This window comes from Priestia sp. FSL W8-0524 (assembly GCF_038005965.1).
Classification (GTDB): Bacteria; Bacillota; Bacilli; order Bacillales; family Bacillaceae_H; genus Priestia; species Priestia zanthoxyli.
This window is the reverse complement of sequence record NZ_JBBOUG010000001.1, coordinates 2251946-2271090: the sequence shown is the minus strand read 5'-3', so window position 1 is coordinate 2271090 and position 19145 is coordinate 2251946. Positions and strand designations below refer to the sequence as shown.

The window sequence follows — 19145 nt, the reverse complement described above, 5'->3', positions numbered from 1 at the left end:
ACTCAATTTTCTATTGGGGAATTGAATAAAGAAGATTAAATTACAATGTTTAATAAAAACTGTACCTTCGATTATTTTAAATCTAGGTGCAGTTTTTTTGCACTTATTGGTTTCCACATGATTAAGGGTGTTTTGTTCTAACGCACTATCAAGATGCGATTTGAATCCATCATTTTTTTCTAACAAGAACGTTCGCAAAGTTTTATGTGTTTTAGAGAACGTTCGTATAATATTTCAAAACTTAAACGAACGGTGAAAATGATAGATTTTCTATATAAATCAAAAGTTCGCAAAAGTATACTTTTACGGACTGTGTTTGTTGTAATCTTAGTTAATTAATATTAAGGTAGCCCTGAAATAGTGAACAATAAAAAAGCTAAGTTACTTACTCATAGGATTAAGAAACTTAGCTTTTTCTTTTATCTAGATACTTTTATAACTGTACCATTTACATTGATTGCTTTGATTTTTGATAAATCTAAAGGAGAAGAAGATAGAAATTTAGCTTTAACGCTTTTATTATCACTAAAGTTTTGTAACGAATCGAGTGATTGACTGCTGCCATTATTCATTTTAACACTCACCTTTATGTTATCAGTGTCTTTAAAATGCCCTTTTCCGTATAGCGTTACACCTAGTGATGAAAGAGTCATTTTAGTTGCTTTCCAACTGCCAAAGTCCTCATTAAAGCTCAGACTCTTTTCATTCTCTACAGAATGCAGCTTAAACGTAGTGCTCCAATCACCTTTTGTAAAATTACCGTTAGATACAAGGTCTCCCATTAATTTTAACTTACTAAAATCTTCATTATTTGCATTAAAAATATACTCCACATAGTTATTTCCGTAAACGGTTTTTCCTGATTTATCTACCCCATAATAGATGTTAGAAGCAGCATTTATCTTCTTTCCGGAAGGATCAACTAAATACAAATCTCCATGGCTATCTATATCTTCATCGGACCACTTTGTTTGAACGTGAAGTTGACCATTCACAAATCCAATATTTGATACATGCATAAATTTTATTTTTGGCAGAGACAGAATGGTTTCGTTAGACTTTAAGATTTCTATACTTTCGCCCGTGTCGAGTTGGTCAGTAATTTCCCCACCTCCTCCGGATGTACTATCTGTGCTAAGAGAGATTGTATCTACATTTTTATTCTTTAGCTCCGACAGATTAGTATCTATCTTGATTCCTTCATGCTTATGCTTTTGGCTAAGGAAAGAGCTTATTCGCAATTTGATTTTTTTATTATTAAAGTTTGTGCCTCCATTTGCTTGAATTCGTAATGTGGCTGTATTTGTATCTTTATCGTAGTCAACAATTTGGCTATTAAACATATGCCCGTCAGTTAATGTGTAATCATAAAGATCCAGCGTTTTATCAAGGCGATTACCTGTTAAATCTTGCATCGTAACGTAAATAACAGCCATTTCGTCATCGTTCATGGCACCTACAACCTTCATTTTTATTCCTTTATCTTCACTAGTGGTTTCAATAGGTTGAAGAAACAAGGCAATGTCGGGACTAACAAGAGATAGTAAGTGGTTGAAGCTTGGAAATGTCGCTGCTCCTACACCTGCGGAACCTATAAGGAATAAAGCTGCGGCAGCCGGAAATACAATTGCTTTTTTAAACGTTCTTCTTGGTTGCTCTGATTTAGCCTTTTCTACACCGAGTTTGGCTCTCATATGTAATTCTTTTGGAATTTCAATTTGTTCAAGTTCTTGTTTTAGTTTATTCTTCATAAATACCAACGCCTTTCACTTGTTTACGAAGTTTAGCTAAAGCACGATATAAAATAGATTTGGCCGTGCCTAAAGGAATGGTCAACGTCTCAGCTATTTCCCTAAAAGAATAGCCTTCATAAAATCGTAAAATAACAACACTTTTTTCATCTTCATTTAATTCTTCTACTAATTGATGAATGGATAATGTAAGGGGAATATCTTCAATATCTGAACCGATAATTTCCTCATGTTCTGGATGTAATTGAACGACCTTGCTATTCTTTCTTAGATGATCGATTGCACACCTAATAGTAATTTTGATTAACCATGTCTTAAAGTATTCTGGCTTTTTTAAAGTGTCTATGTTTTTAAAAGAACGGTATGCTACCTCTTGAACCACATCTAAAGCATCGTCCTTATTTTTGACATAGACATAAGCCATTCGATAAATATCTTGTTCATATGTCTGAAAAAGCTTCAAAAAAGCTTTATCGTTACCTTTTTGAGCTTTTTTAACGATCCTAATAATTGAAATTCATCCTTTCTACTTTTTCCTTTTATACCTATTAGACAACGTTACTTGGCATTTGGCTTAAATTTTCTATAAAAAAGAAAAGAATAAACAATTAGTAGTTTCTTTTTCTTCCATATATTAATTAGTTTTATAGATGGCATGATATTTATTGGTAAAATTTTAAAATATTTTAAAATTTTGGGTGATTATATTTTTAAATCGTGATAACTTTTTCATTGTAGTCAATATTGATAAAAAAGGAGTTAGATTAGATGAACATTAAAATTGATCGTTTACCGAATTATCGGATTGCGTATTTAAGACAAGTGGGTCCATATGGCCCTCATAATGTTAAAGTAATGGAAAAATTAAAGAGTTGGGCTAAAAAGAAAGGGTTGTTTAATAAAAATTCAATAATCTTAAGTATTCCACGAGATAATCCTGAAGTAACATCTCCTAAAAATTGTCGCTATGATGCTGCTATTGTCATTTCTAACGAATATAAAATTGATAATAGTGTTAGTGAAGATAGACTAATAGGCGGTCAATATGGGGTTTATCGAGTTAAGCATACTGCAGAGGAAATTAAAAAAGCTTGGGATCTAATCTTTGTTGAATTGTTAAACGAGGGTTACCTGGTTGATTCTAGGCCAACGTTTGAAAGATATTACGGTGAAGAAGATGACGTTGATTATTGTGATATCTGTATACCTATAATATTAAAGCAGCAATAAGTGATAGTTTTTTATCCATAGAGTCTAAAAATCCATTTTCTTTCAATTTTTAGACTCTTTTCCTATCCATAACACCCACTATGTTAACTGCTAACGAATACCATATACATAAAGCCACTATTATATGCTTGGCTAATATACTTTGTCTTATTTAAGGATTCATTATGGTATAATTATAACTTCGTTTACATTTATGGTTAATACATGGTAATTAACCATATGATAGGAATTTTATTTGACGGTAGGAGTGTTATATGAAGTACGTAGAAGTTGTCACAGAAAGTAGAATAAGAACAATATCTTTAGTACTACTACTTATTTTTATGAGTTTAGGGTGGTATTTAGATAGTTCTTTTTGGTACAAGGCAGTCATCATGGTTGTCTCAGTTGCATTTATCTTACATAGTTTACATTATTATTTAGCAGGAAGGAACAAAACAGTAGGTACTATGGCTATAGTAGCAAGTTCAACCTTTGGGTTGTTTAATTTATTGAGAGTTTTTCTTTAAAAACATATTTTTATATTGCAAGGAATGAGGATCTTTCTATGTTTAAAAAGGTTTTAAAGTGTTATGACTATAAGTTTATCATAGCCTTAGTTGTTTTAAGTATTATTGGTTTAATTATGGTTTACAGTGCTAGTATGGTAACAGCTATCGCTCGATATGGATTCACGGGTGATTACTTTTATCAAAAACAAAAGTTTGCACTTTTAGCAGGGCTTTTCTTTTTCTGCGTTACAGCCGTTATTCCTTATAAGATGTACCAAGAAAAAAAATTCTTGATGCTTGCATTAGGAGGAATAACTACCCTGTTAGTTCTGGTACTTGTATTTGGACATACGGCAGGAAATGCAACAAGTTGGCTTGTACTTGGTCCAGTTAGAATACAGCCATTGGAATTAACAAAACTCGTCATTATTGTCTATTTAGCAGCTGTTTTTACAAATAAACAGGAATATATAAATGACTTAAAGCGTGCAATTATTCCACCTATTCTTATTGTCTTTTTCCTTTGCTTTTTAATTGCTATGCAACCTGACTATGGTGGGATTCTTCTTATTTTAGCAATCGTTGCAGCCATTGTCTTATGTTCTGGTATTTCTGGAAAATCAATGTTAAAAATTGCAATGTTAGGGGTAGTAGGCATAGGAGTTATGCTTGTTGTTTTATTAGTAACTGGCCATATTGACACCGTCTTCTCTCCTGTACGTATCTCTCGTTTTACAGGATACTTACATCCATTCGAAAATCAGCAAGGCAATGGTTATCAGCTTGTTAATTCTTATCTGGCTATAGGAACCGGTGGGCTACAGGGGCTAGGTCTAGGTCAGGGTGTACAAAAAGCTGGTTATCTACCTGAATCTCATACAGATTTTATCATGGCTGTTATTGCAGAGGAACTAGGTTTTTGGGGTGTACTTATCGTCTTGGGTTTATTATTTTTTATTGTTATTAAAGGGCTAAGAATTGCACAGAAGTGCAAAGAACCTTTTGGATCATTAATGGCTATAGGTATTTCAGTTATGATTGGTATTCAAGTATTCGTGAATCTTGGAGCAGTAACTGGTATCTTACCTATTACAGGTGTAACTTTACCGTTCGTGAGTTATGGTGGATCCTCTCTCACATTATTAATGTTATCTATGGGCGTATTGACTAATATCTCTATGTTTAATAAGTTCGAAGAAAAACATAAGGGTGAATTAGTTAAACAACGTAAGTTAAAGAGTGTTTAAACCGAGGAAAAAGGCGTCTTATTTTATAAGACGCCTTTTTTTTATTCAAGAATAACATATTTTAAGAGCGAAGATATTGTTACTTTAACATAGTTAACAAAATAAAAGAGCAACCTCTGCAATGGACAGGAGGTTGCTCAAAAATAGGGTTATGTTGAAATTTGTAAAAATAGTCTGGCCCTTAATATATCATATTTGCATATAAAATCAATTAATTGAACTGGTTAGCATATGAATAAAAGGTGCGCTTTTTATGCATCCGCGTGGTTGATCCTCCTAATGAAAAGCCTGATAAATCAACAATGTATAAAAAGCTGCATGATCCCGTTCGAACAACAAGCCTTGAACCCTTGCCTACCAAGGGTTCTTTTTGGTGATGTGTTCCGGAAAGAGTTGTTATGTAAACTTAGATTGTATATGATATTCATAGTTATAATTGCTTAAAGGTGGCGATATTCTATGAAAGATAACTTGATAAAGAAAATATATGAACAAGGCTATCCTGATGAAAAAACTGCACCTTTAGTATCTCTCAAAGAGTTTTTTGAGGGAAATGATGACGAAGGTTCTATTGGTTGCAACCTTATGGAGCATCCAGGTATTGATACTTTTTATTCTGTTTTACTTGAGATTAAAGATAAGCCAAATGTACAAGATGTACTTGTTGAAATTATGGAAGTTGAAGACAAGGAATATTGGCCATTTTCGGAAAGAGTATATATCCTATCGAACGCTAATCTAAAAGAAGTAGAGGAATGGGTTGAAATCTTAGAACCTGACGAGATCGAAGAAGGTTATATGTTTGGTAAACCGCCTATTGCTCCGGAATTGTACCCTAATCATAAAGTGTTTGGAGTTTGGTGGGATTGAAAAAAAGAGTCCTTGTATAGTCTTATACAAGGACTCTTTTTTCTACCGATAATCTGGATTATGTTAACTTCTATGTCTTAGTAATTATATCTTCAACTTTTTATTTAAGAGCAATAAGAACTTTGCTTGAGATTTCTCATTACGAATCATTCTTTTAACACGGAAATTACTTTGTAAGTAAGCTCTGACTTCTCTATTTCCGATAAGTAGTGAATAGTATTGGTTATTTTCATAAATCTTTTTGAACCATTCTTTTTTCCTTAGTAACCTAATATTACTATCAATTTTCCTTGTATCTAAAACACCCGTACTGAATCCTACCCCACCTGAAAGGAAATCAGATATAAAGTCAATCATTAATACATCTCACCTTATTTTATATTTATGGTCTATTATAACTTTATTTAGCTATTATATATATTTCATTAGGTTTCCGGTAAGCTACATTATGGTAACTTGTTTTATATACTCTATTCGTCTCCATTTTCGATGTAAGTAGAATATTCTTCTTGTATCTTTTTAAAATTCTCCTTATATTTGTCCAACTTTTTTTTATCTCTTTTATAATTTAATAATGGTTTTCTTTTACCAACTACCATAATATCGAGTTCATCAATTGGATAAGTCAATCTAAAATATGGATTGAATTTATTACATTGTGTATTGGGTAATAAGACAGACAGTTTTGCAAATTCTTCAGTTGGAAATTGATTAGATACTTCTAATAATTCTAAGCCTTTCAGAAATGAAATAGGTTCTAAAGATTCATCTAATATTCTAATATTAGATAAGCCTAAGTACTTTAGATTTTGAAGGTACTTTATTGGTTGTAAATTCTCGAGCTTTAATTGATTTGAATTGTTCCCCTCTAATTCCAATATCCTTAGATTTAATCCATACTTTAAATTTTGTATGTCAGTAAGCTTGGTGAATCCCCTTATCAATAAAGACTCTAATGATGGATTAGCTTTTAAATCCCATAGCTTTGAGGCTCTTGTATTGGATTCTAACCCAAGAATTTTTACATTTGTTAAAGTTTCTAATCCAGATAAATCTTCCACTCTCATATCATAAATATAGAGAGATTCAGGGTTAATAAAATCAATAATTTTATTGAATTCCTTCTGGTTAACAAACTCAATCCATATTTTTTTGATCTCAGACAGTTCTTTCAACCTCGAAAGATTTTTAGTGTTTCCTTGAATCCATATCTTAGTAACTGAGCTTTCTGTATTTTTTAGATCATAGGTAATATCAGGCCTTTGATTATCATGAAATACGTAATCTACTTGTTCTTTTTCTAAGTCCATATATTCTCACTTTCGCACGTAAAGTATTAATTATTATTTATTAAAGCATATAATCAAAAGGTAAGATATGCTTTTGTACCGATAATCTTGATTATGGCGACTAGATTTGTATATAGTATCCATTATAAAATTAAGTTAAAATATTCATTGTATGTAATTAAATTCATAATAGTAAGGGGCAAGTTGCTTGTTAAAATTTATAGAAAAAGGTTTCTCCTATGGATTGATCTTAGGAGTATCATTAGGGGTTTTAATAGTTCCATATAAAGAGGTTGTATCGGTAGATGATAGTACAACAGAAACAACATATTTAGATCTTATTGATTTTATTATTCCTCTAATTCGCTTTAGTGTGGTTATAGCTTTACTGGGAGCAGCAATAGGATTTTTCCTTTACCGACGTATAAAAAAAAGCTTGGACTAATCAGTTCAAGCTTTTTTTGTTTTTAGAAATCACATTATGTTAAGTATATCCATTTAAATTTCATCGGTATATAATATCTTCAAGAGTTTATTAGATTGGAGAAATAGATTGCATAAACTGAAAAGCACATTACTAATAATATTTGTTTTTTTAATTTTTCAGGGGAATGAAGAACCAAGTCTAGCAGAGGAAGATAAAGAAGAAGGAGAATATATGACGATGGCTTATGATAAAGCAGAATGGCATTATGAAGGTGATTTTCCAGAAGGATTGGATGAAGATCAAGGATTTGTACATACAGGAATGTATTTAGGTTGGATTATAGATAACAACTTGTATAGCAAGGAGTTTAAAGAAGTGTCTTCTAATGAAATAACAAAGTTTAAACAAAGTCAGGTATCAGGAACCGAAATATATATGAATTGGGATGGCGTACTAGCTAGTGACATGTTAAGTAAAGAAGGAAATGATTTTACAAAAGATTATTATGATTCAGGAACATATTTTGAAGACTATGCAGAGCTATTTCCTGATGTTAGCTCTGTTTATGAAGTAAATGATACGTTGGATAACTATAATATCGTAAAAAACAAGCTTAATGAACGTTTTAAAGAATGGAAAAGCGAGTAGTTTTATAAGTTTTAAAGCCCTAGAAAATTTACTTTCTTAGGGCTTTTTATTTCCGATAATACCCGTTATGTAAACTAACTTTGTATGGAGTATACATAGGGTAATTGAAGAGTATTAAAGTATATGGGAAAATAAATGAGGAATTTTTGTTTTTTAATACTATGTAAAAGGATCTATTTAAATAGATAGTTTCAACCAAGGAGGAAACAAATGCGAGATTGTCCCGAAGAATTAGACTTTATGTCATTATTTGAATGTATTCCACTTAAAAAGGACCAAAATGAGAACTTTTTGTACAATGAGTCCACTTTTATCTTTGCGAACGAAATAAACAAGTTTGAAGTAAAAATCTCACCATTCTATAATTCTTTCTCGCTTTTAGTAACGGATTTAGAAGACGATGAAATCTTTTACTACAGTCTCGAGTCGGTTACAAAGGTCGAAATCGTGAATGATAATAAAGAAAATAAAGCAATTCGATTATTTATAGATCAAGGAATTGACCGTTTTATAATGATTATGGATTTAGTATTTAGACCCAAATTTAAAGTTGTGCTAAAAGAGGTTTCAGATTCCTAGAAGGAACATAAAATATATAAGCTATACACCTTTAGTAAGGAGATTTAATGAGAAAATACATAATATTAGATATGCCTATAAATGACATTAAGAAAGTTATGATAGTGGACATCAAAGATGAAGTAAATATGTTTCTTTATAATACGTCAGATGATGTACCTTCAATCATAGACTATAGTTTTGAAACATTACAAGAAGCTGAAGACTTTTTTAGCAAGGAATTTTCAAAAGAAAAAGATAGTATAGCTTCCTGGATTTATGTACCAAATCCAACTAAGGATTGTCAGGAAGATATTATTAAACCAGTAAGAATTAAAGCTATAAATACTTGTAATCCTCAATGGGGGACTTATGAGGAATTCGTAAATGGAAAGTGGATAGACATTAAGTTTTAGCACACCTACTACCAATAACGCACTTAGGGCCACTAAGGGGGAGTTTTTCATGAGTTCTTATGAATATCAATCAGTAATGAATAACACTAAATGGCAAGAAATTAGAAATACAATGAACGATTGTTCTATAAATACAATTTGGAGAATACAGAATTTCAAAACTAAGTATATAAGTAATTGGGATGGAGATTGGTTTTATCATTTCAAAGGTAATTATAAAAACATTGAGTGGTTAGAAATAAAGGTCGAAAATTTAGAAGAGAAGGATCAGGTGATAAATATACTTAGAACAATTAACATACCAGGAGAAACAAAAGATGATGTTATAAAAGTTTATGGCTACGTTCAAAACAGTAATCCCATAGATTATTTATAATAGCTAATGGTTCTTATAATCCCAGTTACGATAACTAGAATCTCATCTCATACTAACTATTTTTTAACCTCCAAATAAGACAAGAATATGAAGAAAGGTATTGTATGATGAAAAAACAAGACCGACAAAAAAGATTAGAGTTTCTATTGGCAAAGAGAAAAGAATTAGAGAAAAAAGAAGATAAAGGGCCTCTTTTTTCAGAATGTGTAAATGCCTTAGGTAAAGGCGTTATTATTTATTCTCCTGAAAAAAGTGAAGAAAGATATTACTCGTTTCAAAAAGAGATTCCATTCACATTTTACGGAAGGATAGAATGGGATAAATTTGATAAATACTGCGTAATTACTTATTTAGAAGATGTAAAAAGCTTAATAAATGACGATGATCTTGAGATATATTGGAGTACAAACAATTTTCCTGTACTAAAGACAAACTTTGAGAACATCTTAAGCGTATATGACGATGTTGTAGCTGTAGGTAGTGACACTGTTCTTTATGTAGAAAATAAATACGTAATAGAAATTTATCATGACGGAGAAATGAGAATAGGTTTCTTAAATAATTTCCGATAACACGTTTTATGTTAACAGTTATAAAATCAAAAAGGGGTACCGTTAGTTCTTAAAGGAAAAGAACTAGCGGCACCCCTTTCTTAAGACCAGCATGTAACATTTATTTGCAGATTCTTTATAAAAGTTATCTTTTCATAAGTATTTCTTAAGAATTGTTAAGGTTTTTCCTCGTATCGTATTAAGATTTTAGCATTAAACTACTGTTTATAACCTATCACCTGAAGAAACGAGGAGAAATACATGAATGCCATGCATTTCATTCAAGAATATATGAGACACCCGCGTGCAGTTGGAGCTATTATGCCTAGCTCTAAATCATTAGCTAAGAAAATGATGAGGCCTATACCATTTGAGGAAATAACGTGTATCATTGAATATGGTCCAGGAACAGGCGTATTTACAGAAGAAATTGTTCAAAATAAACGGAAAGACACCATTTTCTTAGCGATAGAAGCCAATGAAACATTCTATAACATATTAAAGAAGAAATATGGACATATCGAGAATGTGTACATTATTCATGACTCTGCTGAGAATGTAAGTGACTATTTAAAACAATATGGCATTGAAAAAGTAGACTATATCGTATCTGGATTGCCTTTTACAAGCTTACCAGGAACTATTTCTACACAGATCTTAAATGAGACAGGATCTTTGCTGGGACCAGAAGGCAAGTTCATTACATTCCAATATTCGAAAGTAAAACGCTCTTTCTTTGAATCTTTTTTTACTACGATTCAGTATGAAAAAGTGTATAGAAATGTTCCACCAGCTTATGTATTCGTATGTAATAACTAATCCTACTCATGTTCTCTAGTTTATATTGAATTTAAGAATAGAAAGAGTGAAGAAACATGTCAGAAAGAACCATCCTTATTGTCGACGATGAAGACGAAATCAGAAATCTTATGTCCATTTATTTAAAAAATGAAGGATATCAAGTAGTAGATGTACCGAATGCTGCAACAGCTATAGATATGTTAAAAAAACAAAAAATTGACCTGATTATTCTAGATGTGATGATGCCAGGGATGAATGGGATAGATGCGTGCTTAAAAATTAGAGAGGAATATAACATGCCTATTATCTTTTTATCGGCTAAATCAGAAGACATGGATAAAATTCACGGCCTAGCCAGTGGAGCAGAAGACTATGTTACGAAGCCTTTTAACCCATTAGAACTGATGGCGCGTGTAAAATCTCAACTTCGTCGATATTATATGGCGCCTGAAAGAGAGGTTTCTTCCCACTTCTTAGAAAAAGGAGACTTAAAAGTGGACGGAAGAACAAATGAAGTGTTTGTAAGAGATCAAGAGGTTCGTTTAACTCCTAAAGAATTTCAAATTCTCTCTTTATTACTTCAGCATCAAGGACAAGTATTTAGTATTCAACAGATTTATGAAACTGTATGGAAAGAACCTTTTTATAAGTCGGATAATACGATTATGGTCCATATGACAAAAATTAGAGACAAAATAGAAGAGAACCCTAAAAAGCCAATCTATATTCAGACTGTATGGGGCGTAGGCTATAAAGCATGAAAACGAGAAATAATGCAGACAAAATTGGACGACCATCAGTCAATTTGAACACAAAATTATTCCTTATTTTTATTATCTCCTTGATTGTATCTATCCTTAGCTTTTTTCTTTTTATCTTCATAAATCCCCAATTTGGGGATATCCGTAACCAACAAATAGAGCAACAAAAAGAGGAAGAGACTATTAGAAAGCTCCTTGTTCAGCTCACTCATTCAATCGAAGGGAAGCACATGAGCTTAGATGATATAGATAACATTGCTTCAACGCTAAATCCTATAACGGATGCTCATCCTAACTTAGGGTTCTTAGTAGCAAATGCCAAAGGAGACGTTCTTTTTCATTCAAATAACAAAAAAATAAAAAGTACCAATATAAAGTATTTACTCAAACAAAAGCTTACAGCTGAATCTACGGGTAATCAATCATTTAATACACATTATTCTTCTTTTATATCGCTCCTTTCCCTTCAAGGTGATATCGGATACCTCGTTATTGAAGGACCTTCTTTTGATCCTATTTTCAGTCCGAATAGATATATTTATCAAGTCTATATGGGACTTGGAGGTAGTGTGCTCATCTTTTTTGTCTTGTTTTTATTATGGACAAGGCCTATTACACGGTACATTAAGCAGATTGAAGAGGGAATCAACAGGATTGTGAACAAGGACTGGACGTATTCAATTCCGGTGAAAGGAAAAAATGAACTGTCATTCTTAGCTAAAAACATCAATTGGATGACCGAACAAATGAGGCAACGTTTTGAAAAAGAACGTGAAGTGGAACAAGCCAAAAATGAATTAATTACAAATCTCTCGCATGATTTACGAACTCCATTGACCTCTATTATTGGATATCTAACACTCTTGAAAGATAAACAGTATAAAAATAGTGAAGAGCTGGAGCAATACATTCAAACCACCTACGGTATTTCATTCAAATTGAAAAATTTATTGGATGAACTATTCGAATATACGAAGTTGTCTCTACCTGACGTAGATATGCAATTTCAAGAAGTCGATTTAAGTGGGGTGTTATATCAGCTTGTAGGAGAGTATACTCCCATGTTTGAAAATCGTGGGCTTTCCGTAAAAGTAGAGATTCCTGATGAGGCTGTTTTTATCTCCATAGATATTGAGAAAATGATTCGCGTTTTCGATAATTTACTTTCGAATGCTGAAAAATACAGTCATGAAAGTGGAGATATTGAGATAGTCCTCTATACTAACGAAAAACAAGTCATTGCACGTATTTCTAATACAACTGATCAAATTGCTTCTGAAGAATTAAGCCATCTGTTTGATAAGTTTTATCGAATGGATAAAGCACGCTCTAGCAAAGTCGTAGGGTCGGGAATTGGCCTTTCCATTGCCAAACGAATTGTTGAACTTCATCAAGGCGAAATATGGGCAGAAAGCGAGCAAAACAAGATAACGATGTATGTTGTGTTGCCTTTGCACCAAGATACGAAGGAGAAAGAGACCATTTATGAAGATTTATGAACTAATTAGATTGGCAGTAGAAATTATGTTTACGCCTATTTCTGATGATGTTCTAATGCTAACTCAAGTCGGTATCTGGGCTTCTAAGGGCATCAACCCTTATGTAGTGTGGGTATCGTCTTGGATTACACTCTTTATAGCTTTTCTATGGTTCTTTCTAGTAGGAAGATTCTTTAGACAGGTGCCTCTAATTGAAAAATGGATGGCGAAGAAATGGTTACAAAAAGCTGAAAAGCTACTTGATCATTTTGGGGCTGGGGCGATTATGTTAGCTTTTTTTGTACCTGGAGTTCGACACCCTATTCATTATATAGCCGGAATTTTAAAGTTTCCGATAAAAAAATACTTGCTAGCTAACTTTTTAGCATCTTCCCTATATTCGGGCGGTTGGACTTTTATGGTTTATAAGTTTAACCAAAAAATTGGGATCGAATTAGTGTTAATTTGGTTACATCAACACTTGTCTATCGTACTACCATTAGTCGCTATTCCCCTTTTATGCTTCATCTTCTACAAGGTGAGAAGAAATAAAAATGAGTCGTGATATTATTTCTACTTCATACTGCTCATGAAAAAACTTGTTTTATAAAAGATCTAAGTGATACGGGACTTATCTAATTAAAGGAGCAAAGTGATGTGAAATTGATACAACAACTTTTCTCTTCAATTTGTTTATTTTTGTTAATATTAGGCGTGATATTAGCGATTTGGGAATTTATAAATTTATTATTACATGTTAAAAGTAACTTACAATAACCATTAATTAGAATTCAGTAGCTATATGGTTGCAAAATGCTGCATACGACACAAAAGGAATTTTAATCAGAACCCCAATTTCGCAAGGGTTCTTTTTTGATGTGTTCCGAAAACGCACATTATGGTGACTTACGTATATAGGATTATGAAACGAGGTTAGTTAGTTTATGAATGGTAACTATACGTGTCCTTGCTGCGGATACAAAACACTAGATGAAGAACCACCAGATACCTTTGATATTTGTGAAATATGCTTTTGGGAAGATGATGGCGTGCAATTTCAAGATCCTGACTTTGAGGGTGGAGCAAATGTTATATCATTGAGACAAGCACAACAAAACTTTGTAAAATACGGAGCCTGTGATAAGGAAAGTTTAAAATTTGTAAGAAGCCCAAATAAATTTGATATGAAAGATTCGCAATGGAAACCTTTATAATTTCACCTCCTTATTCCTAGAATACCTGTTAGGGTAACTAGAATTGAATGCCTTATAGATATAGAATATACGTATCTAAGCATCCCGAAAGGAGTTATTGACTTAATGAACCTCCCTAATGGAATAACTGGCTTTTATAATTCAATAGATAAGAAGCCGAATAAAATAGATGAAAAACATTTTAAAAATATATGCTTTAACTTGGTTAGAAAAAATGAGGCAAGAATATTAGAGATTGATGAACTAAATTCCGTAACTAATTTTTCAAAGGTAAAAGTAGACAAGTGAACCGACGCCAAAAAGCAGTAGGTTATCATCACGAAAGTATGATGGGCGGAGGGAAAATTGTAGAGGTAATAGACCCTCCTGACAGCAGAGGAATTTATCGTGCAAAAGTTTCTGTGAATGGTATTGAAAAAATACCTGTTTCTACTTTTTTCCAAAGGATTGGAACAGAGCTCAAGTTCTTAATGCAATTAACGAAGCTTATGAAAATAAACGCATTATTAACCGTCAATCAGGTTTATATGCAGGAAGGACTTCTGAGGGTTTAACAATTAGGATGTATATAAATTCAGAAGGAAAGATAAATACTGCTTTTCCAATAAGAGAAAGAGGAGGGAACCAGTAATGAAATATAATGTTCAAATCTATGAAGATAACCAGGGAATGCTTATGATAAATGTACCTGATGAAATTTTTTTAGTTATAGATTTATTATCAAGTGATGTACAAGAAGATGGATCGAAATTATGGCTAGATTTAATTGATAAAGTACTTTCAAAGCAATCTTCTTATGAAGAATTAACTGGAAATGCCTGTACTATAGAAATTAAATATGATGTAACAAAAATTGTGAATGAATATGCTGAAGAAGGTCAAAAGGCGTATTGTCTAATTGAAACAGATGAGCTAAAACAGATTCTGCTTATGTGGGATGATGCTGTTAGAAATAAATACGCATAATAGAAATTAATTAACTTAAAAGTATGGTGGAGCCTTTATACGAGATGAAGAAAAAAGAAATCTCGTATAAAGGCTCCTTTTTGGTTACCATCATGCTAGGTCTCAGAATAGAAAAAAGAATATCTTTGTGAACGAAAATTAAACTTAATTAACGAACGTTTTTCAATGTCAGTTTAGGTTTAAAAACCATATAAAATCGCCTTTGATCTAGCACAGAACTTTTATAATCGTTTTATATAGTTTGTAGAAAAATATGAACTTTTTCTACAAAGTATGTAATAGACAAAATTATTTTTAAGTAAATAATTTAAACACTACTCAAAGGTAGTAGATGTTTATGTGCAAACTAATGATTTAAGAAATAGTTATTTTTATATTAAGAATTATTTTTTTATTCAAAAAACTACGTTGACAAAATGAGTAGATAGATATAATATTGCATGTAATCAAATAATGATAAGCAAAGATTGGAAATAGTAGAAGGATATATAAACTTGTCAGAGAGCCGATGGTTGGTGAGAATCGGTAGTTATTGCCTTTGAACTCATCCAAGAGCTACTCCCTGAATATTATAAGTAGGGGATGTCGGTTTTCTACCGTTATGAAGATAGGTGGTGATAGCTGCCGAAAATGAGTGGGTTAATTATGTAATGATTGATCAATTAGAGTGGTACCGCGAGCAACGCCTCGTCTCTATGTTTTTATAGAGACGGGGCTTTTTTTATACATTAATATGACAAAGGAGTGTTTCTGAAATGACGAGAAAAATTTGGATGTTTGATACGACTTTAAGAGATGGCGAGCAAGTTCCGGGGGCTAAGCTGAACCTGTATGAAAAACTAGAAGTAGCACAGCAACTAAAGAAGCTGAAAGTCGATATTATCGAAGCTGGTTTTCCTTCATCTTCAGCTGGTGATTTTAATGCTGTGAAAGAAATTGCTATGAAAATAGGAAATACAGACGAAACGATCATTACAGCGTTAGCAAGAGCAGTAAAGGCTGATATTGATGCTGTTTATAATAGTGTGAAATATGCTAAAAAACCGTTAATCCATATAGTTTTAGGCGCTTCAGACATTCACGTGGAGAAGAAGTTTGGAAAATCGAAAAGTCAAATTTTAGATCTTGGTGTTGATGCAGTAAAATATGCAAAAACACTTCTACCAGACGTACAATATTCAACGGAGGATGCGTCTCGCTCCGATTTTGAATATTTATGGGCAACGATTGAAGCTGTTGTAAAGGCAGGAGCTACCATTATTAATGTGCCCGATACAGTTGGCTATGCCGAGCCAGAAGAGTTTGGTGAACTAATCTTTAAAATAAATAATCGCTTGAAAAATTTGAATGATAAAGTGCTTTTAAGTGTCCATTGTCATAATGATCTTGGTATGGCAACTGCGAATACGTTAGCTGCAATTAAAAATGGGGCAGATAAAGTCGAGTGTACGATAAATGGCATTGGTGAGCGTGCAGGCAATGCTGCACTAGAAGAGGTCGTCATGGCAATTAATACGCGCTCATCAGTTTATAATGCGTACACAAATATTAATACAAAAGAAATCATGAATACATCTAGATTGGTAAGTAGTTTAATGGGATTAGATGTACAAGTAAACAAAGCTATTACAGGTGATAATGCTTTTGCTCATTCTTCAGGTATACATCAAGACGGCTTATTAAAAGCAAGAGATGCTTACGAAATCATTAGCCCAATTGAAGTCGGTTTAGACGATATGGAACTTGTTTTAACCGCCCGTTCTGGACGTCATGCGGTGAAAAATGCCCTTGAATCATTAGGCTTTAATGGGATGACTAACATGCAATTTGAAGGGATATTTGAAGCTTTCCTTGCATTGGCAGATGCAAAAAAAGAAGTATATAATCATGACTTATATGTCATCGTTGAGAATTATTATGCGAAAAATGATATTCATAATCAGGATATAATGCACTATAGTCATCATTTTTATGAACTAATCGATTTGCAAGTGATTAGTAATACAAATTTCCCGTCTGCAAGTGTGAAGATTAAAAAGGGTGATCAAATATTGAAAAGTAGTGCAGTCGGTTCTGGCCCGATTGATGCCTTGTATTCAGCTATTACAGAAATTAGTGATTTAGATATTAAATTGATCGAATATAATATTAGCAGTGTATCAAGAGGTAAGGAAGCATTGGGAAAAGTAAAGATCCAAGTGGAATACAAAGACGAAAAGTATATTGCCAAGGCAACAGATACGGATGTTATGAAAGCAAGTGCATTTGCGTATATCAATGCTGTAAACAGTATCGTGGTTGATACTTTACTTCCGATTGAATAAATAAAAGGTAATATTTAATGGAATGTACTTAGTTTGTTAAGGTATGGACTTGTCAATATTTACTGGATATTAAGTTAGGCTACTATGACGAATGAAAAGAAACATGAATATAAAAACCTTAGGAATCTATGGATTTCTAAGGTTTTTGTATTGCGGGAACCTGAATTACTTTAACTAAAATTGAATATGACATATCGGCTATAAAGGTAAATTGCTTTTTGCTTGTCCAAAAAGGTCTAATTTATTAACTAAACAGACCTTATATCAATCATGTAACTATTTTTAAAAGAGGGCAGGGCGGATGAGCGAGTACGACAGTTGTAGCATAGGAGGAATAAAACACCCTTTAGGTAATTACCAAGTAATCACGTAAAGGGTGTTTTAAATTATTTTATCAAAACCGTTGTATTCGCCGGAATCACAAGCTGATTTTTGACTTTTTTAGCACCTTTTTCACTAGCAAAAATCAATTTACCTTTCGCTGCTACAGATACTTTTACAGGTTGATTTGAAATATTATGATACACACTAATGGAGTCGCCTTTATACGTACGGCTATAAGCAACAACTTTTTTACTGTCTACTGAAATAGATTGAAGCGTTCCTTTTACTAACTCTTCGTGCTGCTGACGCACGCGAATCATTTCACGGTAATGATTTAACAAAGAGTCCTTTTGTTTGGTTTGTGCTTCTACAGACATGCCGTTGCCGCCTTTATTGTATACAGGTGTTTCCCAACTAGTTTGTCCAAGTCCGTTTCCTTCGTACCAGCGGAACGGTTCACGGATTAACTCATCAGGCTTTTCACCAGTCATGCCGATTTCTTCACCGTAATAAATATACGGGTTGCCAGGAAGCGTAAGTAAGATAGAAGCAGCTGATTTTGCTTTGTTCACATCGCCGCTCAGCTCACTCATGACGCGATTTTGGTCATGGTTGGTTAAGAAAATGCCGTCAATTTTATTTGGATTGTATGATTTGAACAGCTCATCCGTTGCCGCTGCTGCAGTGGCGATTCCTTGATCATTTCCTGCTTTTACAGAGCTGACAATTTTTCCTGCTAAATCAAAGTTAAATAGGGAATCAAGCGATTGATAATAAGGAGCTACCACTTCCGGCTGATCCCATACTTCACCCGTTAGATATACGTTCGGGTTTTCTTTTTTCATCGCATCTCTAAATTCATTCCACCACACAATATTTTTCTTAGCGCCTTCAGGTGTTTGACCTTTAAAGATATGGAGGGCAGCATCTAAGCGGAAGCCGTCAACGCCTTGCTTTAGCCAAAACTTTCCGACGTTAATCATTTCTTTTCTTACTTCAGGGTTATCGTAATTTAAGTCAGGCATTCCTTCCCAGAACGTTCCGTAAAAATACTCTCCGTTTGGAGCTTTGTGCCATACTTGTTGTCCCCAAGATCCTTTTTCATTCAAATCGGTATTTTTATCAGCCCAAATATAGTAATCTCTGTACTTGCTGTTTTTATCTTTTAACGCAGCTTGAAACCAAGGGTGTTCACTGCTCGTATGATTCACAACGAGGTCCATAATAACTTTTACATCTCGTTTATCTGCTTCTTTCATTAGTTTGCGAAAATCTTGCAGATTTCCATACTGAGGATCAATGTTATAATAGTCCGTTACATCATATTTATGATAGCTAGGAGAAGGGTTGACCGGCATCATCCAAATGCCTTTAATATACCAAGAAAACCTTGATATATAAGGGGTTGGGCGGTTTTGAAATC

23 protein-coding genes and 1 other annotated feature are annotated in these 19145 nt (G+C 33.0%); of the genes, 18 read left to right on the top strand and 5 right to left on the bottom strand.

All coding sequences use genetic code 11. The annotated features are described in order from the left end of the window. Positions 1–419: 419 nt before the first annotated feature. Together NST66_RS11485 and NST66_RS11480 are read right to left on the bottom strand one after the other, a co-directional pair. Complete coding sequence (locus NST66_RS11485) at positions 420–1751, bottom strand: DUF4179 domain-containing protein (protein WP_049164762.1); 1332 nt, start codon at positions 1749–1751, stop codon at positions 420–422. Continuing rightward, complete coding sequence (locus tag NST66_RS11480) at positions 1741–2268, bottom strand: RNA polymerase sigma factor (RefSeq protein ID WP_080974255.1); 528 nt, start codon at positions 2266–2268, stop codon at positions 1741–1743. The genes NST66_RS11485 and NST66_RS11480 overlap by 11 nt, the downstream gene beginning before the upstream one ends. 251 nt (positions 2269–2519) lie before the next feature. Between NST66_RS11480 and NST66_RS11475 the strand changes: the two genes are divergently transcribed. From NST66_RS11475 to NST66_RS11460, 4 genes are all read left to right on the top strand, one after another. Further along, on the top strand, positions 2520–2981 hold the full coding sequence (locus tag NST66_RS11475) for an AraC family transcriptional regulator (RefSeq protein WP_049164756.1): 462 nt from the start codon (positions 2520–2522) through the stop codon (positions 2979–2981). A 254-nt stretch (positions 2982–3235) separates the two neighbouring features. Next, positions 3236–3490 (top strand): hypothetical protein, encoded by a 255-nt coding sequence (locus NST66_RS11470; protein WP_049164752.1) that lies wholly within the window; start codon positions 3236–3238, stop codon positions 3488–3490. A gap of 38 nt (positions 3491–3528) precedes the next feature. Next, complete coding sequence (locus tag NST66_RS11465) at positions 3529–4719, top strand: FtsW/RodA/SpoVE family cell cycle protein (RefSeq protein ID WP_049164749.1); 1191 nt, start codon at positions 3529–3531, stop codon at positions 4717–4719. 459 nt (positions 4720–5178) lie between these two features. After that, positions 5179–5589, top strand: coding sequence for a hypothetical protein (locus NST66_RS11460; RefSeq protein ID WP_049164745.1), 411 nt, complete (start codon positions 5179–5181; stop codon positions 5587–5589). An 84-nt stretch (positions 5590–5673) separates the two neighbouring features. Here the strand turns inward: NST66_RS11460 and NST66_RS11455 are convergent, their stop codons facing one another. Further along, a complete protein-coding gene (locus tag NST66_RS11455; protein ID WP_049164742.1) occupies positions 5674–5946 on the bottom strand; it encodes a hypothetical protein in 273 nt (90 codons plus the stop codon). 113 nt (positions 5947–6059) lie between these two features. Beyond that, positions 6060–6899, bottom strand: a complete 840-nt coding sequence (locus NST66_RS11450) for a leucine-rich repeat domain-containing protein (RefSeq protein ID WP_049164740.1) — start codon at positions 6897–6899, stop codon at positions 6060–6062. A 187-nt stretch (positions 6900–7086) separates the two neighbouring features. On the opposite strand from NST66_RS11450, the gene NST66_RS11445 reads away from it, so the two are divergent. From NST66_RS11445 to NST66_RS11380, 14 genes are all read left to right on the top strand, one after another. Next, the gene (locus NST66_RS11445; RefSeq protein WP_049164736.1) at positions 7087–7323 is read left to right on the top strand and encodes a hypothetical protein; all 237 of its coding nucleotides are present in this window, start codon (positions 7087–7089) and stop codon (positions 7321–7323) included. 213 nt (positions 7324–7536) lie between these two features. Further along, positions 7537–7953 (top strand): DUF7832 domain-containing protein, encoded by a 417-nt coding sequence (locus tag NST66_RS11440; protein ID WP_049166365.1) that lies wholly within the window; start codon positions 7537–7539, stop codon positions 7951–7953. 210 nt (positions 7954–8163) lie between these two features. Further along, on the top strand, positions 8164–8532 hold the full coding sequence (locus tag NST66_RS11435) for a hypothetical protein (RefSeq protein ID WP_049164733.1): 369 nt from the start codon (positions 8164–8166) through the stop codon (positions 8530–8532). A gap of 47 nt (positions 8533–8579) precedes the next feature. Then, positions 8580–8927, top strand: coding sequence for a hypothetical protein (locus NST66_RS11430; protein WP_049164730.1), 348 nt, complete (start codon positions 8580–8582; stop codon positions 8925–8927). Positions 8928–8976: 49 nt separating this feature from the next. After that, a complete protein-coding gene (locus NST66_RS11425; RefSeq protein ID WP_049164726.1) occupies positions 8977–9303 on the top strand; it encodes a DUF6678 family protein in 327 nt (108 codons plus the stop codon). Positions 9304–9407: 104 nt separating this feature from the next. Continuing rightward, complete coding sequence (locus tag NST66_RS11420) at positions 9408–9875, top strand: CDI toxin immunity protein (protein ID WP_049164723.1); 468 nt, start codon at positions 9408–9410, stop codon at positions 9873–9875. A gap of 240 nt (positions 9876–10115) precedes the next feature. Further along, the gene (locus NST66_RS11415) at positions 10116–10673 is read left to right on the top strand and encodes a class I SAM-dependent methyltransferase (RefSeq protein ID WP_049164718.1); all 558 of its coding nucleotides are present in this window, start codon (positions 10116–10118) and stop codon (positions 10671–10673) included. 56 nt (positions 10674–10729) lie between these two features. After that, positions 10730–11416: a response regulator transcription factor gene (locus NST66_RS11410; RefSeq protein ID WP_033579080.1), complete on the top strand. Its 687-nt coding sequence runs from the start codon at positions 10730–10732 to the stop codon at positions 11414–11416. 230 nt (positions 11417–11646) lie between these two features. After that, positions 11647–12915 (top strand): sensor histidine kinase, encoded by a 1269-nt coding sequence (locus tag NST66_RS11405; protein ID WP_162200726.1) that lies wholly within the window; start codon positions 11647–11649, stop codon positions 12913–12915. After that, complete coding sequence (locus tag NST66_RS11400) at positions 12902–13459, top strand: DedA family protein (RefSeq protein ID WP_049164711.1); 558 nt, start codon at positions 12902–12904, stop codon at positions 13457–13459. The genes NST66_RS11405 and NST66_RS11400 overlap by 14 nt, the downstream gene beginning before the upstream one ends. A 379-nt stretch (positions 13460–13838) precedes the next feature. Further along, positions 13839–14108: a CPCC family cysteine-rich protein gene (locus NST66_RS11395; RefSeq protein WP_034266396.1), complete on the top strand. Its 270-nt coding sequence runs from the start codon at positions 13839–13841 to the stop codon at positions 14106–14108. Positions 14109–14583: 475 nt separating this feature from the next. Then, complete coding sequence (locus tag NST66_RS29280; RefSeq protein ID WP_098113182.1) at positions 14584–14739, top strand: EndoU domain-containing protein; 156 nt, start codon at positions 14584–14586, stop codon at positions 14737–14739. Continuing rightward, complete coding sequence (locus NST66_RS11385; RefSeq protein WP_049164703.1) at positions 14739–15074, top strand: hypothetical protein; 336 nt, start codon at positions 14739–14741, stop codon at positions 15072–15074. Before NST66_RS29280 ends, NST66_RS11385 begins: the two co-directional genes overlap by 1 nt. A gap of 454 nt (positions 15075–15528) precedes the next feature. Beyond that, positions 15529–15772 (top strand) — a binding site (T-box leader). Positions 15773–15829: 57 nt separating this feature from the next. Then, complete coding sequence (locus tag NST66_RS11380) at positions 15830–17398, top strand: 2-isopropylmalate synthase (RefSeq protein WP_049164699.1); 1569 nt, start codon at positions 15830–15832, stop codon at positions 17396–17398. A gap of 386 nt (positions 17399–17784) precedes the next feature. On the opposite strand, the gene NST66_RS11375 is transcribed toward NST66_RS11380, so the two are convergent. Beyond that, positions 17785–19089: an alpha-amylase family glycosyl hydrolase gene (locus NST66_RS11375; RefSeq protein ID WP_340843767.1), complete on the bottom strand. Its 1305-nt coding sequence runs from the start codon at positions 19087–19089 to the stop codon at positions 17785–17787. Positions 19090–19145: the final 56 nt, after the last annotated feature.

Excerpts from the sequence above, each read along its gene's own strand:
- NST66_RS11485 (WP_049164762.1), bottom strand. The coding sequence starts at position 1,751 with ATGAAGAATAAACTAAAACAAGAACTTGAACAAATTGAAATTCCAAAA.
- NST66_RS11475 (WP_049164756.1), top strand. The coding sequence starts at position 2,520 with ATGAACATTAAAATTGATCGTTTACCGAATTATCGGATTGCGTATTTA.
- NST66_RS11470 (WP_049164752.1), top strand. The coding sequence starts at position 3,236 with ATGAAGTACGTAGAAGTTGTCACAGAAAGTAGAATAAGAACAATATCT.
- NST66_RS11465 (WP_049164749.1), top strand. The coding sequence starts at position 3,529 with ATGTTTAAAAAGGTTTTAAAGTGTTATGACTATAAGTTTATCATAGCC.
- NST66_RS11460 (WP_049164745.1), top strand. The coding sequence starts at position 5,179 with ATGAAAGATAACTTGATAAAGAAAATATATGAACAAGGCTATCCTGAT.
- NST66_RS11455 (WP_049164742.1), bottom strand. The coding sequence starts at position 5,946 with ATGATTGACTTTATATCTGATTTCCTTTCAGGTGGGGTAGGATTCAGT.
- NST66_RS11450 (WP_049164740.1), bottom strand. The coding sequence starts at position 6,899 with ATGGACTTAGAAAAAGAACAAGTAGATTACGTATTTCATGATAATCAA.
- NST66_RS11440 (WP_049166365.1), top strand. The coding sequence starts at position 7,537 with ATGACGATGGCTTATGATAAAGCAGAATGGCATTATGAAGGTGATTTT.
- NST66_RS11435 (WP_049164733.1), top strand. The coding sequence starts at position 8,164 with ATGCGAGATTGTCCCGAAGAATTAGACTTTATGTCATTATTTGAATGT.
- NST66_RS11430 (WP_049164730.1), top strand. The coding sequence starts at position 8,580 with ATGAGAAAATACATAATATTAGATATGCCTATAAATGACATTAAGAAA.
- NST66_RS11425 (WP_049164726.1), top strand. The coding sequence starts at position 8,977 with ATGAGTTCTTATGAATATCAATCAGTAATGAATAACACTAAATGGCAA.
- NST66_RS11420 (WP_049164723.1), top strand. The coding sequence starts at position 9,408 with ATGATGAAAAAACAAGACCGACAAAAAAGATTAGAGTTTCTATTGGCA.
- NST66_RS11415 (WP_049164718.1), top strand. The coding sequence starts at position 10,116 with ATGAATGCCATGCATTTCATTCAAGAATATATGAGACACCCGCGTGCA.
- NST66_RS11410 (WP_033579080.1), top strand. The coding sequence starts at position 10,730 with ATGTCAGAAAGAACCATCCTTATTGTCGACGATGAAGACGAAATCAGA.
- NST66_RS11405 (WP_162200726.1), top strand. The coding sequence starts at position 11,647 with ATGAGCTTAGATGATATAGATAACATTGCTTCAACGCTAAATCCTATA.
- NST66_RS11400 (WP_049164711.1), top strand. The coding sequence starts at position 12,902 with ATGAAGATTTATGAACTAATTAGATTGGCAGTAGAAATTATGTTTACG.
- NST66_RS11395 (WP_034266396.1), top strand. The coding sequence starts at position 13,839 with ATGAATGGTAACTATACGTGTCCTTGCTGCGGATACAAAACACTAGAT.
- NST66_RS11385 (WP_049164703.1), top strand. The coding sequence starts at position 14,739 with ATGAAATATAATGTTCAAATCTATGAAGATAACCAGGGAATGCTTATG.
- NST66_RS11380 (WP_049164699.1), top strand. The coding sequence starts at position 15,830 with ATGACGAGAAAAATTTGGATGTTTGATACGACTTTAAGAGATGGCGAG.